This window comes from Aquiflexum sp. TKW24L, assembly GCF_023502205.1.
GTDB lineage: Bacteria > Bacteroidota > Bacteroidia > Cytophagales > Cyclobacteriaceae > Cognataquiflexum.
Genome location: NZ_JAMFLG010000021.1, coordinates 1 through 16,209, shown reverse-complemented (window position 1 = coordinate 16,209; position 16,209 = coordinate 1). Strand labels below are relative to the sequence as shown.

The 16,209-nt window shown below is 41.5% G+C and carries 17 protein-coding genes; 5 read left to right on the top strand and 12 right to left on the bottom strand.

Annotated elements, in window-relative coordinates; translation table 11 throughout:
• Nucleotides 1–103: 103 nt before the first annotated feature.
• Complete coding sequence (locus M3O96_RS14110) at nt 104–946, bottom strand: OmpA/MotB family protein (protein WP_249721493.1); 843 nt, start codon at nt 944–946, stop codon at nt 104–106.
• 126 nt (nt 947–1,072) lie between these two features.
• Between M3O96_RS14110 and M3O96_RS14105 the strand changes: the two genes are divergently transcribed.
• Nucleotides 1,073–2,200 carry an aldose epimerase family protein gene (locus tag M3O96_RS14105; protein ID WP_249721491.1) on the top strand — a complete coding sequence of 376 codons (1,128 nt, stop codon included), beginning with the start codon at nt 1,073–1,075 and terminating at the stop codon, nt 2,198–2,200.
• 2 nt (nt 2,201–2,202) lie between these two features.
• On the opposite strand, the gene M3O96_RS22055 is transcribed toward M3O96_RS14105, so the two are convergent.
• From M3O96_RS22055 to M3O96_RS14090, 4 genes are all read right to left on the bottom strand, one after another.
• Nucleotides 2,203–2,334, bottom strand: a complete 132-nt coding sequence (locus M3O96_RS22055) for a hypothetical protein (RefSeq protein WP_283774003.1) — start codon at nt 2,332–2,334, stop codon at nt 2,203–2,205.
• A gap of 347 nt (nt 2,335–2,681) precedes the next feature.
• Nucleotides 2,682–4,082, bottom strand: a complete 1,401-nt coding sequence (locus M3O96_RS14100) for an NAD(P)(+) transhydrogenase (Re/Si-specific) subunit beta (RefSeq protein WP_249721489.1) — start codon at nt 4,080–4,082, stop codon at nt 2,682–2,684.
• Nucleotides 4,079–4,396 carry an NAD(P) transhydrogenase subunit alpha part 2 gene (locus M3O96_RS14095; RefSeq protein ID WP_249721486.1) on the bottom strand — a complete coding sequence of 106 codons (318 nt, stop codon included), beginning with the start codon at nt 4,394–4,396 and terminating at the stop codon, nt 4,079–4,081. The genes M3O96_RS14100 and M3O96_RS14095 overlap by 4 nt, the downstream gene beginning before the upstream one ends.
• Before the next feature lie 2 nt (nt 4,397–4,398).
• Complete coding sequence (locus M3O96_RS14090) at nt 4,399–5,523, bottom strand: Re/Si-specific NAD(P)(+) transhydrogenase subunit alpha (protein WP_249721481.1); 1,125 nt, start codon at nt 5,521–5,523, stop codon at nt 4,399–4,401.
• Between the two features lie 334 nt (nt 5,524–5,857).
• Between M3O96_RS14090 and M3O96_RS14085 the strand changes: the two genes are divergently transcribed.
• Nucleotides 5,858–6,634, top strand: coding sequence for a polysaccharide deacetylase family protein (locus tag M3O96_RS14085; RefSeq protein WP_249721478.1), 777 nt, complete (start codon nt 5,858–5,860; stop codon nt 6,632–6,634).
• Between the two features lies 1 nt (nt 6,635).
• Here M3O96_RS14085 and M3O96_RS14080 read toward each other — a convergent pair whose 3' ends face one another.
• The 7 genes from M3O96_RS14080 to M3O96_RS14050 all read right to left on the bottom strand — a co-directional run bounded on the left by M3O96_RS14080 (nt 6,636) and on the right by M3O96_RS14050 (nt 12,802).
• Entirely contained in the window at nt 6,636–7,826 is a 1,191-nt protein-coding gene (locus M3O96_RS14080) for a hypothetical protein (RefSeq protein WP_249721475.1), read from the bottom strand.
• Between the two features lie 10 nt (nt 7,827–7,836).
• Nucleotides 7,837–8,661 (bottom strand): type 1 glutamine amidotransferase, encoded by an 825-nt coding sequence (locus M3O96_RS14075; protein WP_249721472.1) that lies wholly within the window; start codon nt 8,659–8,661, stop codon nt 7,837–7,839.
• A gap of 97 nt (nt 8,662–8,758) precedes the next feature.
• Nucleotides 8,759–9,868 carry a carboxylate-amine ligase gene (locus M3O96_RS14070; RefSeq protein ID WP_249721469.1) on the bottom strand — a complete coding sequence of 370 codons (1,110 nt, stop codon included), beginning with the start codon at nt 9,866–9,868 and terminating at the stop codon, nt 8,759–8,761.
• 3 nt (nt 9,869–9,871) lie between these two features.
• Entirely contained in the window at nt 9,872–10,828 is a 957-nt protein-coding gene (locus M3O96_RS14065) for an ATP-grasp domain-containing protein (RefSeq protein ID WP_249721465.1), read from the bottom strand.
• 17 nt (nt 10,829–10,845) lie between these two features.
• Nucleotides 10,846–11,559, bottom strand: coding sequence for an alpha/beta hydrolase-fold protein (locus M3O96_RS14060; protein WP_249721463.1), 714 nt, complete (start codon nt 11,557–11,559; stop codon nt 10,846–10,848).
• Between the two features lie 230 nt (nt 11,560–11,789).
• A complete protein-coding gene (locus tag M3O96_RS14055) occupies nt 11,790–12,281 on the bottom strand; it encodes a hypothetical protein (RefSeq protein ID WP_249721459.1) in 492 nt (163 codons plus the stop codon).
• A complete protein-coding gene (locus tag M3O96_RS14050) occupies nt 12,278–12,802 on the bottom strand; it encodes a gamma carbonic anhydrase family protein (protein WP_249721457.1) in 525 nt (174 codons plus the stop codon). The genes M3O96_RS14055 and M3O96_RS14050 overlap by 4 nt, the downstream gene beginning before the upstream one ends.
• Nucleotides 12,803–12,952: 150 nt before the next feature.
• Here M3O96_RS14050 and M3O96_RS14045 point away from each other — a divergent pair, with 150 nt between their 5' ends.
• From M3O96_RS14045 to dinB, 3 genes are all read left to right on the top strand, one after another.
• Complete coding sequence (locus tag M3O96_RS14045; RefSeq protein ID WP_249721456.1) at nt 12,953–13,672, top strand: YceI family protein; 720 nt, start codon at nt 12,953–12,955, stop codon at nt 13,670–13,672.
• A gap of 79 nt (nt 13,673–13,751) precedes the next feature.
• On the top strand, nt 13,752–15,002 hold the full coding sequence (locus M3O96_RS14040) for an anthranilate synthase component I family protein (protein ID WP_249721454.1): 1,251 nt from the start codon (nt 13,752–13,754) through the stop codon (nt 15,000–15,002).
• Nucleotides 15,003–15,005: 3 nt separating this feature from the next.
• Nucleotides 15,006–16,091, top strand: coding sequence for a DNA polymerase IV (gene dinB / locus M3O96_RS14035; protein ID WP_249721452.1), 1,086 nt, complete (start codon nt 15,006–15,008; stop codon nt 16,089–16,091).
• The last annotated feature ends 118 nt before the right edge of the window (nt 16,092–16,209 follow it).

The following is a 16,209-nucleotide window of genomic DNA, read 5'->3' as shown; positions in this document are numbered from 1 at the left end:
TTTTTTTTATTAATTATGGTTTAGTAGATTTTTATATTTTGTATGGCATCTAATGGATCACTGGAATTCAATATAAATCGTGGCCTCGATACCATTATTTTAATTATTCAATCATTGCAAAGAACTTATCCATATCAGGGATCAAAACGATTCGCGTTCTCCTGTTTTTGGCCATATTTTCCTTGGTGTCATTTTCTACCAAAGGAATGTAACTTGCTCTGCCTGCAGCGATCATCTTCTCAGGTGCCACGTCATATTTGGTTTCAAGGATCCTTACTATAGAAGTTGCTCTTTTGACACTAAGGTCCCAATTGTCTTGTAAGACTCCTGTTTGAATGGTTCTTGGATCAGTGTGACCTTCGATCATAACTTCAAGAGAAGGTTCGGAATTGATGACTTCCGCCAATTTCTTTAGCAAACCATCTGCGTTTCTGGAAACTTGGTAGCTCCCCGTATTGAATAAAAGTCTGTCAGACACATTGATCATCACGACAGTCTTGTCGACAGTGATCTGGATGTCGTCGTTTTCTTCTGAACCGTCAGTGATGGATTTTTTCAGGTTGTGGGAGATGGCCACATTGATAGAATCTTCTAGGTTTTTAGCACCCGAAAGATCAGAAGCACTTACATTTGCCAATGTGGCGTTAAGTTTCCCTCTTGTGTCATTGGACATTGGAGTTTTGCCATCAAGGGTAAATTTTGAATCACTTTCGTTTTTCAAAGAATTTATTCTGTCATTGTATTCAGCAACCCGGGCTTCAATTCTGCCCATTTTATTTTCCAGTACCTGCTTTTCAGCTTCTAAAGCTTCTTTTTCCATTCTGGTTTCAGCCAGATATGCTTCGGTTTTGAAATTGTCATTTTGGAGTTGTACATATTTCTTTTTAGAAACACATGATACGCTTAGCGTGGCTACTGCTAAGGATAAAAGGATGATTTTTTTCATAGTTGGAACAGTTTTTCTAAATTACTTCCAAAAATGAAGCCACTGAAAATTACTGTGTTTATTTTCACTTAAAATAGGCCTCAATTTTTGGTATTTAGTTTAATCTTACCTAATAAACCCACCGATATGAAAAAAGCAAGTTATCTTATCCCTTTAAGCCTAATACTTATCATAGCCTCTTGCCAAGCTCCCAAAGAGGAGAAAGTAGAGGAGGAAATTAAATTTGAAATCGAAGTGAAAAACATCAAAATGAATGGCAATGATGCCAAGGTTTTCAACCTAAAAAATGGAAATGGTATGGAAGTGGAGTTGACCAACTATGGAGCAACCATTTCACGAATCAGTGTTCCCGACCGGGACGGCAATTCAGGTGACATCATGTTGACTTATAACAAAGTTGAGGATTTCGTCACTGACAGTTACTTCTTTGGCGCTACAGCAGGTAGGTACGCCAATAGAATCGCCAATGGAAAGTTTTCCCTTGACGGGGAGACCTATCAATTGGCCACAAATAATGGAAAAAACCACCTTCATGGTGGAGTCAAAGGATTCAACCAAAAAATATGGGAGGCTGAAGTATTGGAATTAGAAGATGCCGTCGGGGTTAAGATGACTTATGTCAGTGCCGATGGGGAAGAAGGCTATCCAGGTACACTTACTTCTTCAATCTCCTTTATCCTTGGCAAGGAAAACAAACTTACCATTGATATTGGAGCCACCACCGATAAGGCCACGATTGTAAACCTCACCCAACATGGATACTTTAACCTGAGTGATATGAAGGAAGATATCCTAGGGCATGAGATGACAATTTTTGCGGAGCATTATACACCTGTAGGAGCAGGGTTGATCCCAACCGGGGAGATAGCCCCTGTCGCGGGCACGCCTTTTGACTTTACTTCCCCTCACAAAATCGGTGAAAGAATCGCTGATACCGGAAGTGGCTATGACCATAATTTTGTAGTCAAAAAAGAGCACGACGGCCAATTGGCGAAAATGTCTGAGGCCTATCACGCCGGAACAGGAAGGGTATTTACCATGTATTCCAATATGCCTGGCGTACAGTTTTATACCGGAAATTTCCTTGATGGCAAGCAAACGACGAATGGGGTAACTTATGTGAAAAATTATGGATTCTGCGTTGAACCGCAGTTCTTTCCTGATTCCCCAAACCAACCAACTTTCCCTTCTGCGAGGCTTAATCCGGGAGAAACTTACAGTCACAAGATTGAATATGTTTTTGGAGTGAGGTAGATCTATTTATTTTGGTTGTCCGCTACTTTGCCAGGAGGCCAATAATCTTCTACAAACGGGTTGGAAGACGGAAGTCGGAAGACCCCCGCCTGCTGTCGGGCAGGGATGTACCGTACATTATGGTTTCCGGCCATGATTTAAATTGGAAAATCATTTTACTGAAATCAATGCATAGATGCATATTTTAGTAGAATTAGATCAAATCATCTAAACTGCTTTTTCTTCGCTGATGTAATTGGGAAGAAAAAGCAGTTTTGTTTTTAAGAATTTTGATTAGCCAAAATGCTTATTTTAATTTTCTCTTTAAAATTTTGATTAGCAGATGGTTGTCTGATTATTCGAAAGCAAAAAAGCCCAAGCTTGGTAGCATGGGCTTTTTTGTATTTTAAATAGGATCGTATTCTTTAATCACCATTCGATTAAATTATACAAGAATAACTCGAGGATACGAAACATCTGTCATCGGTCATCGGACATTTTTTTACACTTCTTTTACCTCAGCAGTCAGCTTCTGAAGTGTAGCTTTGGCATCTCCAAAAAGCATCCTGGTTTTAGGATAGAAGAAGAGTTCATTTTCAATGCCTGCATAACCTGCCGCCATACCTCTTTTAAGGATAATTACATTTTTGGCTTGGTCGACTTCTAGGATAGGCATGCCATATATCGGAGAGGAAGGGTCATTCTTGGCAGCCGGATTGACCACGTCATTGGCACCAATGACGACTACCACATCAGTATTGGTAAACTTGGAATTGATCTCTTCCATTTCCTGCATCCTTTCATAAGGTACATCAGCTTCTGCCAAAAGCACGTTCATGTGGCCCGGCATACGACCCGCAACCGGGTGAATGGCATAATTCACTTCCACTCCTTTTTCCTCTAGCAGTTTCTCAAGCTCATGGCAAATGTGCTGTGCTTGCGCTACAGCCAATCCATAACCAGGTACGATGACCACACTTTGTGAATAAGACAATAAGACGGCTGCATCGGTGATGCTGATTTCCCGCACTGACTGGTCTCCGCTTGCGGGTTTTGCACCATTGGGGGCGGCACTACCAAATGCACCAAGCAAGACATTGGTCAAGGACCTGTTCATTGCCTTACACATCAGGATGGTGAGGATAGTTCCTGCCGAACCTACGAGAATACCACCTGTCAACATGGCTTTGTTGCCATAGAGGAATCCTCCAAAAGCCGCTGCCATACCCGTAAAGGAATTGAGCAAAGAGATAACTACTGGCATATCTGCCCCGCCGATCGGCATGACAAACAACACCCCGTAAATCAAAGCAATCACCAAAAGTGCGTAGAAAAAGATTGGATCAGATCCACTGACCATTTGGTAGATAATCAATACAATGATCGCTCCCAACATGGCCATGTTGATGACCTGGTTCATAGGTAATACCTTGTCCTGGATTTTCCCTTCTAATTTGCCGTAGGCGATTATAGAACCGGAGAATGAAACCGACCCGATCAAAAGTCCGAGTAGCATGACCAACAACTCTCCATCAAAGCCGGTAACAGTACTATGCTGATGGCTCTGGAATTCGATGATTGCAATTAAAGCAGCGCAGGCACCTCCCATTCCATTGAAGAATGACACCATCTGAGGCATGGAAGTCATTTGGACTCTTTGCGCCATGATGGTTCCGATGACAGTTCCGACGATCAATCCTAGGAAGATCAGGCCATAATTGATCAATTTGCCAGAATCATAATCCTGATATAAAGTAATGGTCGCAATGATCGCAATCAACATACCGGCAGCTGCGATTAGGTTTCCTTTTCTAGCAGAATCAGGATTGCTGAGCATTTTTAATCCCAAGATGAAAGTCAGGGATGCAATGAGATAACATATTTCCAATATATTCAGACTCATGATTTCTTAGGTTTTTTCTTGAACATCTCCAACATTCTGTCAGTCACCACAAATCCTCCGATGACATTCAGTGTACCCACCAATACCGCCAAAAACCCGACTGATAAAGCGAGATAGTTGTCTGGTGAAGCCTGAAGCATAACGATGATGGCACCTACGACTACCACACCGTGGATCGCATTGGCACCTGACATCAGTGGTGTATGGAGGATTGCAGGGACGTTGGAAATCACTTCCACTCCCAATAAGATGGCTAACAACAGGAAATACACCATCTCCATATTTTCACCAATATAATTTAAAACTTGTTCCATGATCAGTTAGTTTGCATTTGAATGATACGTGGACTGATAGGATTACCTGCATGGCAAACACAGGTTCCTGTCACGATGTCATCCTCAAAATTCAGATTGAGATTCCCGTCTTTGATGATCAATTTGAGGAAATTGAGGTAATTTTTGCCATACATTTTGCTCGCATCCTGAGGCATACTTGCTGCAAGGTTACCGACACCTACTATCCGGACACCATTGACTTCTACGGTTTGCTCAGGCTGGGAAAGTGCGCAGTTGCCACCTGAGGAGGCTGCAAGGTCTATGATGACCGAACCCGGCTTCATAGCTAGAACTGTTCGTTCCTCTATCAATTGAGGGGCCTTTCTTCCAGGAATCTGAGCTGTCGTAATGATGATGTCTGCTTTGGCAGCATGTTCATGAATGGTATCTTTCTGTTTTTGAATGTATTCGGGAGTCTGCTCGACGGCATACCCGCCGGCACCTTTGTCTTCCTTGGCACCTTCCACATCGACAAACTTTGCTCCCAAAGAAAGTACTTCCTCTTTGGCGGCTTGTCGGACATCAAATGCAAAAACTGAAGCGCCAAGCCGTCTTGCTGTAGCGATTGCTTGCAACCCGGCCACTCCTGCTCCCAAAATCAGAATCCTGGCAGGCGTGATACTTCCTGCCGCAGTCATAAACATTGGGAAGAACCTAGGAAGGAGATTTGCCGCCGTAAGCACTGCTTTATAGCCTGTAACTGTAGCCATTGAAGAAAGCACGTCCATTGATTGGGCGCGGGTGGTCCTCGGGACCAATTCCATACTAAAGGCTGTCTTTTTTTGCTGGATCAGAAATTTGGTAAGATCAGGACTGAATAATGCTCCCATTTGTCCCATCAGCACAGATTCGGTTTTCAGCAATGCTATTTCTTCATGCGAAATGGGCTGAATCCCGATGATCAAGTCTGTTTGGGTTAAGATCTCCTGTCTGCTGTGGATTTCTGCACCTGACTCTAAATAAAGTTGATCGGATGCATAGGCTTTTGCGCCTGCATGTGTTTCTACCCAAACCGAGACCTTCCAGCTGATGAGAGTTTTTACCGCTTCCGGCAAAAGTGCGACTCTAGACTCGTCTTGGGGTTCTTTTAAAATCCCTATTATCATTGATTGAAAATGTGATGGCGATAAATATATGCTCGATAGCTATAAACACCTGAAACTATCAAAAAGATTTTAAATAAAAAGTGATTTTTATATGGCGGTGTAGGTTTATTTTGATTTCAGTAATTTTATTGGAATATTGTGCAAAATCTCGCAGGTAAATAAGTATCACCCCAAACCAATACCTTTATCTATTCACTGTTTTTTATCCAATTAGAAATCCTTTTGCTCCGGACAAACAGTTTTTAAGTAATTTCTATCTACTCTTGAAATTCTATCCTATAAAAATCGGGTAGCCGAAAGTTTGTGGATTGACAGTAATTATTATCTATCTCCTATGAAAACCAAAACATCCATTTCATGCGTGCTCTTAGCGTTATTTTTATCTTTATTCCAGGAAGTATTTTCGCAAAACCAATATGTCTTGGATGGGATTGTCAGAGGGGACACATCCAAAAAACAGATTTCCATAGTGCTGACAGGTCATGAATATGCCGAAGGGGGATGGGAGATTCTGGAAACCTTGGAGAGAAATAAAATAAAAGCGTCATTTTTTTTCACAGGTGATTTTTACCGGAATCATGAATTTGAACCTCTGATTAAAGCCATCAAAAACAACGGCCATTTTCTTGGGGCCCATTCAGACAAGCATTTGCTATATTGTGAATGGGATGATAGAAGTCAGTTACTCATCGACAGGTATACATTTTCCAAAGACCTTTTAGATAATTATTCTGAAATGAAGCGGTTTGGAATCGAACAGGAAAACACCAAATATTTTTTACCACCTTATGAATGGTACAATGAAAACATCAGTGAATGGACAAGAAAGTTGGGTTTTCAACTCATCAATTTTACACCGGGCCCTAGAACAAGTGCCGACTACACCGATCCTGAAATGGAAAATTATATAAGTTCGGAGGACATCATGCAAAGTATCTGGCAGTGTGAATTCAAAGACCCCAATGGACTCAACGGTTTAATATTACTGATACACATTGGGGTAGGGGAAAAGCGGACAGATAAATTCTATAAATACTTGCCGGATTTGATCAAGGGATGGCAAAAATCAGGATACAAAATTGTTCCGCTTGAAACTTTACTTGGAGATTAGATTATTTTTCAAACAGCCCTAATGTCCCGCCAACCCAGTCTTTATCTTTGTTGAATTTGACGCCGATCATCTCTCCGCGGCTAAGCCGGATTAGGTTACCGATCAAGGTTGGATTTTCGTCTTTTTCTGGCCAAACGGCCAACATACGGACTTCCGCCTTGACTTTTTCATCAGGTGCCTGGAGCACAGGGACATATTTGGCTTTTTTCTGAAGGATATACAAATCCTTGTCTTCGACTGATTCGATGTCTGATTTTTTGACATGAAAGATTACACCACTTCCCGAGAAGGAAAATAAAGGCTTCAGGACATAGTTTTCCAAGTCCTCAGGAATTTCCTTCAGTTCGCTTAGGAGAGTCGTCTCAATGAAATATGGTCCTTTCAAATAAGGAAGTATGAATTTGCTGATCCGATAAAACCAATTTGGATGTCCAGCCCACTCCACATCTAATTCCTCCAAAAATGAGAATTGCATGTTGAGGTCTTTTCTTGCCTCGAGTTCATCAAAAATCACCCGGTTGTAAATTCTTTTGATCTGGATTTCTTGTCCTTCTTTATCGGTGTAGAAAAGTTGTTTCCCTCGTTTGGTTATTTTTGTAACACAAATGAAGGGAACGCCGAGGTCCTTTTGACAATAATAAAAATCGATTTTCGTGTTTTGCTTTTCCGGCTCAATTTCAAGCAAAATGACTTCTTCAGGTTTATGCCCGTTCAGAACAGTTTCTTTGAAGATTGCCAAATAACCATCCGCATCTAGGTCAGAGAGATAAGGGGTAAATTGGTCAAGGAAGGGGTAAGATTTTTTTATCTTCTCAAAAAGGTTGTATTGAAAATTAAAAACGGATGGAAAACCCTGTACTTCTATCAGCTTGGGAAGGATTTTGCCATTCTCTTCACAGATTCCAAAGTCAATGGCTAGAAATTGGGTATGATGGTCCTGATTGGGTACGTTGAAGTTTACATTGAGTGATTTTTCTGTCAATGAATCGAAATCCTTCCTTTTGATAAAATCAATAACTTGCTGACAACCTTCCACAAGCTGGTTTTTCAGTTCTTGGGGGATGAAAAAAGGTGTCTCTGCTACCCTAAAGGTTGGTAAATAATCAAAATCTGAGGCAAGGTCATCCAGGAATGCCTGGTATTTTTCTTTGCTGAATTCCATATTGAAAAATTCCCGATGTTGCTGAATCATATTTCAATTGTTATTGTAGGATGGCCTGTTGCTCTTTGATGGATTGGATGGATTGTGACAGGAAATTGGGAATCAGCGTTTCGTTGGTTTTGTAGATGGTATGTTCTTCTACGATATGTTCGAGCATCGATAGGTATCTTGCCTTTCCCCTTAGGGCTATGATTTCATCCCTTACTTCATGTTTTTTGAGATGGCTCAAAAAACCGACCGGGTCGGCTTCGGGATGAAATTGGGTCCCAACCATTTCTGGAGAAAACCTAATTGCCATTATTGCTCTTTCATATTCTACGTGGTTCCGGTATTTTTCAAGAGCGATGATGTCCGCATTCATTTCTTTGAATTTTTTTACATGAGGTTCCACTACCTGATAATCTCTGGAATCTATTGCCCAAAATGGATTGTCCAATCCCTCAAAAAGTGGATCGGTCATACCCGATTCTGTTTTGTGTATGGTCATCACTCCGAAGGAGGTGGATTTTCTCCGTGTCACTTGGGCAAGTCCAAAATGCTGCACGGCCATCTGATAGGAATGACAAATGAAAAGGATATATTTTTTTCTTTCATTGGTCTGGTTCCAAGCCCAGATGTCATCTAGAAGTTGGTAATATTTTTTATCCCATATACCATCGCCTTCAAGTGGATTTCCGGGTCCACCGCTTGAGATATACAGGTTAAAATCCTCGACTAGGGGTACATCAGCATTTTGTCTTACATCAAAAACCTGTAGACTGAGTTCATTGGAAAACCTTCCTACGATGTCATGAATACAGCGCATGCCTTGATTGGCTTTGCCATTGTACATGTCCAAAACACCGACTTTGATTTTTTCCTCCATGTTGATTTTGTGATTTGAAGCGCAGCAAAGTTAAAGATTATTGAATGTAGATTGTGTAAAAGATATTTGGCAACCTACATTCAAAACCCTTTCGTAATCAGATACCCTTTGTGAATTCTCCCACAATGAAGTCCACTACTTTGGAAAAATTATGGTCGTTTTTCTCAAATTCAGCAAGTTGCTTGTCTGCTCCTGTACCGTTTTTGAGAATTTCATAGACATAATTGATTTCTTCTCTGCTGCCCAATTCATCTACAACATCGTCGATAAATTCCAACAGCTCCACCATCAATTCCTTGTACGCTACTTCTTTTTTCTGACCAAAATCAATCATCTGTCCATCAGTCCCGTACCTCGCTGCCCTGAACTTGTTTTCACGGATCAAAGCTATTCTGTATATATTGAAGCTGGTATTCATCATACTCATTTTGTAAAGTTTGGCGACTACAGCTTGGATAAGGGCCGTGATGCAGATCGTTTCGTTTACTGTCAGGCACATGTCGCAGATCCTAAATTCGATGGTACTGAAGAAAGGATGCATCCTCAGGTCCCACCAGATTTTTTTGGGATTGTCGATACAGTTTGTTTTGACCAAAGTCTCCAGAAAATTGTCGTAAGACTGCACTGAATCAAAATATTCAGGAAGTCCTGTTCTCGGAAACTTTGCGAAAACGTGAGCTCTGAATGCTTTAAAGCCTGTATTTCTTCCTTCCCAAAAAGGGGAGTTGGTCGAAAGCGCATAAATATGCGGAAGGAAATAACATGCCTGATTCATGATCTGCAGCGCAAGTTCCCTATTTTCGATCCCCACATGGACATGGAGTCCAAAAATTAAATTTGACCTTGCAGTATCCTGAAGCTCATTGACAATCATATGATACCGTGGATCATCGGTAATGGGCTGCTCCTGCCATTTTGAAAATGGATGGGTACCCGATGCGCCGACAATTAATTTTTGCTCATCGGCCAAGTCAACAATTTTTCTTCTCAGGTAAGAGACCTCCTGCCGTGCATCGGCAATGTTTTGGCAGATATTGGTACCAACTTCTACGACAGACTGATGCATTTCTGCTTTTACCTGCTCTTTCAGAATGATTTTGGCACCATCTACAATTTTGGACATATGGGATCTCAGGTCCCTGGTGTTGGGGTCGATGATTTGATATTCCTCTTCAACACCCAAAGTAAAAACGGGTAACTTTCTCATATATCAGAATCTTTTTGCGGAGCTGACTGCATTTTTCATAAAAGTACCCCAAGTGAGGTTTACCTGACCGGGTTTGTGTGATTTGGCATAGGCAATCGCCATTTTTGCGGCCTCTTCTACAACCCAATCAAAATTTGCCTGACCGACAGAGTTGATGTCTGCGTCCGGGGCAGGATTTCCAAAATCTATTGCATAAGGCACACCGTCTTTGACTGCAAATTCAACCGTGTTGAAATCATACCCCAAACCTTCACAAAGCTTGATGGTGTAATCTTTCACTGTTGCCAATAGTTTTTTGGAAGATGGTGGTCCATCGACCACATAGCGTAGATGGTGGGGATTGCGGGGTTCATACTGCATGATGCGGACAGCCTTGCCGGCAAGACAATACACCCTGAAATATTCCTGAAATACGATTTCTTCCTGAAGCAACATGACCAATTGTCCTGTTTCCTGATGTTTTTGGAAGAATTCTTCTTTGTTCTCCAAGCGGTAAACGTTTTTCCAACCTCCACCTGCATAGGGCTTCATGTAGGCAGGAAAACCTATGTAGTCAAAAATCCCTTGCCAATCCAGAGGCATTTTTAAGTTTCTGAATGACTTTGGGGTCGTATCAGTAGGATGTTGAGCAGAAGGTAAAATCACGGTGTTTGGGAGTGGGACACCCAACTGATCGGCGAGGGCATTGTTAAAAAACTTATCATCAGCACTCCACCAAAACGGATTGTTGATCACTGCGGTACCTGTCAAGGCGGCATTTTTGAGATAAGCCCTGTAAAACGGCACATCCTGAGAAATCCTGTCAATGATGACAGCATATTCAGAAAGTTTGTTTTGGATTACCTTATCGATCAAAACAGGTTCTGCAATGATTCCTTTCTCTTTTTTTTCATTGACTCTTTCGACAAATGCATGGGGAAAAGTATCTTCCATGCCAAACAGAATTCCTATCTTTTTCATATATGGTTGGTATTTGGTTAATTGAACTTGATTCTTGATAAATAGTGGGGGAACATTTCCTTCCATATTGGCCAGTCATGGTGCTTGTCCTTGCGGACATCTAGCCAGTGGCGGACGCTTTTTCCTTCCAAGGCATCGCTTAGTTTGACATTGGCATCAAAGCAGATATCCCAATTAGAGGTGCCAAGAACGATGTCCATTTTCCATAAATCACCATCATGGTTGCCAGGTAAAAATTCCAAAGGGGAATTGTAAAAGATATCGCCATGGTTATACCCATCCATGAAGTTTCTGATCTCAAATGCCCCGGACAATGAAAACATATGACTGACAAAACCGGGATATCGGAAAGCAAAATTGGCAGCATGGTATCCACCAAAGCTACAACCGGCCACGACGACCTTGCCGACCGAGGTATTATGCCTGATTTTTTCTACGATTTCATAGCGGATCATATGGTCATAGGCAATGTGATTTTGGATACGTTGATGGGGATGGATTTGCTTGTTGTAAAAACTGTTCCTGTCATTGCTTTCCGGGCAGAATATCTGAACAAGGCCTTGTTGGATATACCAACTTGCTGCTCCTATCAAACCCATGTCTCTATTTTCATGGAATGAACCCATGGAAGTCGGGTACAATATAACTGGGTAGCCTGCATGACCAAAAGCGAGCATCTGCACATCTCTATGCAAATGGGGAGAGTACCACTTAAAATATTCTTCTTTCATAACAAAATTTTCTAATCCGAATAAAAATAGTCCGCTTTTGGGGAATCACAAAAAAATCTGGTTAAAGTTTTCGGGGCCTGATTCAAATAAATATTTTACACTTAATGATAGATTTCATGAAGCCCTAAGAAAATCTTTAAAGATAATTTTATAAGGTGCATTCATCCGGATAATCATAAAAGTTTATAGCAAGGAAATTCAACGGAAGAAAATAATTTCCCAAAGCAAATTTATTTTTTTAACAACACTTTTTTGCCTACTCCGACCAAAACAATCAAAATGGTAATAGCGGTAAAGGACCACTTTATGGCTGTTGAAATACCGGCCAAAGACCCCCAAAAATGGCTTTTTTCAGGGTATAGAATTAAAACATTGATGATGCCGATGTTTTCGATGATATCGAATATCATAATGAATAAGGGCAAGGCGACAAGCTTTTCATTTTGCCAAAGTCTGAAAATCACAAAGGAAAAAAGGGCTCCATACACCATTGGATATAGCATGTCAGAAACCATCAAACCCATCCTGTAGCTTTCCCTGACTTCAGAAGAGAATCCTTCAACCTTGACGTAAGCTTCTTCTGCGGTATAAAAAATCTCTAAATCAAGAGGTTTTTCTCCGGGCATCATGCTCGGTAAGATCCAAAGATTGAATCCCAGAAACAGGACAAAAAGTATGGCAATGTTTCTGTTGGTGCTGAATTTGGTTAAGAATCGATTCATTTTGATTCGCTTTCTTTAAACCATTCGGCATACATCGGGTAGTTGCGTGCTGTCCTCTCAATGACTTCGAGCATTTCAGGGCCTGTTTCCTTTACTTTTTTGGCAGGCATGCCGGCATATATTGAATTGGCTTCCACAATCGTCCCTGCCAAAACTACAGCACCTGCGGCAATCACAGCACCCGAATGTACTACCGCATTGTCCATGATGATTGCTCCCATACCAATCAGAACATTGTCATGGATCGTGCATCCATGGACAACGGCATTGTGCGCAATGGAAACTTTATTGCCTATAATGGTCCCTGATTTTTGGTAGGTGCAATGAATGACAGCACCATCCTGAATATTAGTGTCATCTCCGATCCGAATGTGGTGCACATCTCCGCGGACTACGGCATTGAACCATACCGTACAGTTTTTGCCCATGATCACATCCCCGACCACCGTGGCGTTTTCAGCCAACCAACAATTGTCTCCAAAAACGGGGCTAAAACCCCTTAAACTTTTAATTAAAGCCATTTATATAGGTTTATAGTCTGATGGTATCCAAATACCTGAGGATCAAATTTATTTTTTTTTAACTGATTTGAACTTTTTTGACCCAAAATAGTTTTAAATGTATATACACATATGTATGTACATATAAATTAAACAACAACACTCAACATTATGAAATTATTACAAAAAACAGGTTTGGTTATTGCTCTTGCCTTTATCGTGGTAGCATGTGGCAAACCTAGTGACACTGTTGAAGCTACGGATGCAGCTGAGGTAGCTGAAGCATTAGGTACAACTTTGGCCATTAATGCATCTACAAGTCAAATTAACTGGAGAGGCTATAAGCCAACAGGTCAGCATTTCGGTGTCATTCCGGTAACAACCGGAGAGGTTATGGTACAAGGTGAAGAACTTACAGGGGCAAAGTTTGTATTTGACATCACAGGCTTGAAAATCCAAGACATGCAAGAATCGGATGAAAATTACGGAAAACTTTGGGGTCACCTTCAGTCTCCTGATTTCTTTGATGCTTCCAACCATCCACAAGCTCAGTTTGAATTGACTTCGGTGGAGCCATATTCGGCAGGTGCCATCGCTGACAAAGAGGAATTCACTTCTAAAAATACACCAAAGAAGGACTCTGAAGTTGCTCCTTCCAATCCAACCCATTGGATTTCAGGTAACCTGACTATGAGAGGTACTACCAAAAACATCAAATTCCCGGCTTCCGTGTCTATTGTGGACGGAGCAGTTTCCGCTTCTGCAGGTTTCAATATCGACAGAACAGCTTGGGGTTTGGCTTACAATGACGAAAGCACTGCAGTTGACAAAGCAAAAGATCAATTCATCTACAATACAGTTTCTGTAGGATTCGATATCAAAGCGAACTAATCCAACTTAGTATATAAATATCAAGGAGGAAGCCGCAGGGTTTCCTCTTTTTTTTGTGCCATTACGTTACTTTTGCAACATGTCAGAAAAGTTTGTGTTTTCGATTCCCGAGCATCCTGATTGGAAAAGCCATTTACTTCATTGGTTTGACAATCGGTATTCCTACTTTTCATTTTTTCAGGACAATGGGATTACTTATCCCTATGGAGGATTTCCAAATGTCATTCTTGCTGCCGGTCAAGCCATGGATTTGGCTGAGGCGGACAGGCATTATGGCAAAAATGAAATGGTGGGAATAGTCAGTTATGATTATAAAAACAAGGTTGAAAAACTTACAAATAACAATCCTTCACTGATAGATTGTCCCGAGTCCTTGTTTTTCATTCCTGAAATCAGAATAGAATTCAGCGAAAATAGCTTCACCGTCTTTCATCCTGAAGGGAAAAGCATAGGCGAAGAAATCAGGGAGTCATTCCAACTGATTCTGTCCAATCCTACAGTAAAAGTGAATCCTTTGACTACCCAACTAGACTATTTCTCTGCCATCAAAGCCATCCAAAACCATATCGAGGAAGGGGATATGTATGAGTTGAATTATTGTATGGGTTTTACCTTTGAAAGTCAATATTGGGATCCGATTATCGGTTTTAGGGATTTGAAAGAAAAGTCACCCATGCCTTTTTCTTCTTTGTTCAAAGCAAAGGAGAAATACCTTATCGGCGCTTCTCCTGAACGGTTCTTGAAAAAAGAAGGTAATAAATTGATTGCACAGCCAATCAAAGGAACCATCAAAAGAGGAAAGGATGCTGCTGAAGATGAAATACTGAAAAACCAATTGCTATACTCGGAAAAGGAGCGGGCGGAAAACCTCATGATCGTCGACCTGATGCGGAATGACTTATCCAAAATCTCGGAAACAGGTTCTGTGGAGGTGGAGGAACTTTTTGGCGTTTATCCCTTTGCCAAAGTCCATCAGATGATCTCGACAGTGACGTCCACTATTAAAAATGATGTGGGTCTCAAGGAAATTTTCCATGCCACATTTCCGATGGGGAGCATGACAGGCGCGCCAAAAATCAAGTGTATGGAATTGATCGATCGGTATGAAAATTTCCAGAGAGGATGGTTTTCGGGAACTTTGGGACATATTCAGGCCAATGGTGATTTTGATTTTAATGTGGTTATCCGCAGTATTATTTTTGATAAAAATGCAGGCAAAGGATACTTTGCCGTAGGCTCAGCGATCACTTATGACGCCGATGCTGACTACGAATACGAAGAATGCTTGCTCAAAGCTTCGGCGATTATGGAGGTTTTGGAAGGAAAATAGCTTATGGAAAACGTCAGGAAAATCATTCATGTCGACATGGACGCTTTTTATGCATCCGTGGAGCAGATGGACAATCCTGACTTGCGTGGAAAGCCCCTTGCAGTAGGCGGAAACAGGGAAAGGGGAGTGGTAGCTGCAGCTTCCTATGAAGCCAGAAAATACGGTGTCCGCTCGGCCATGTCCGGCAAAATGGCTGCCCTGAAATGTCCGCACCTGATTTTTGTTCCACCGAGATTTGATCGCTATAAAGAGATTTCCAATCAAATTAGAGAGATTTTCTATGCATATACCGATTTGGTCGAGCCGCTTTCCTTGGATGAGGCTTTTTTGGATGTGACAGAAAACAAAGTGAACAATCCATCTGCCACAAGAATCGCGCTTGAGATCCGAAAACGCATCAAAGACGAAGTTGGTTTGAATGCCTCAGCGGGAATATCATACAACAAGTTTTTGGCAAAAACTGCCTCTGATATCAACAAACCCAATGGTCAGGCCGTCATCTTGCCCAAGGATGCGGAAGCGTTTTTGGAGAAGATGCCCATTGAGCGGTTTTTTGGAATCGGAAAAGTGACTGCCGACAAGATGAAAGAACTCGGCATTCACAATGGTTTTGACCTGAAGCAATTTTCCCTGCAATACCTCAGCAAGCGTTTTGGCAAATCAGGGCTTCATTTTTATAACATTGTCCGCGGTATTCACCTGAGCGAAGTCCAACCCAACCGCATCCGGAAATCGCTGAGTGCTGAAAATACTTTTGAAACTGATTTGGCTAAAATGGAAGAGTGGCTGATTGAATTGGAGGAGATTTTCGAAGAACTCAAACGCCGCATCAGCCGAAGCGGGATCAAGGGAAGAACAGTTACGCTAAAGATCAAATACCACGATTTCACTGTTCAGACGAGAAGCAAGACTTTTGAGCAGTTTACAGAACCCGAAAAAATCTGGGAAACCACCTTGGAACTCCTCAACCAAGAAGAACTTAAATCCCCCGTCCGCCTCTTCGGCATCGGCATCTCCAACCTCAATGTCGAAGAAGAAAGCCTTTATGTAGGAAAACAGCTTTGGATTGAGTTTGGGGATGTTGAGTAGTCAGTTTTCAGTCGCAGTTAGCATTGTATCAGTAGTCAGTTTTCATAATCAGTTTTTCAGTCTCGGTTGGAAGTGATATGAATTATGGCTCTTGTCAAATCCATCCAACTTTCCAACT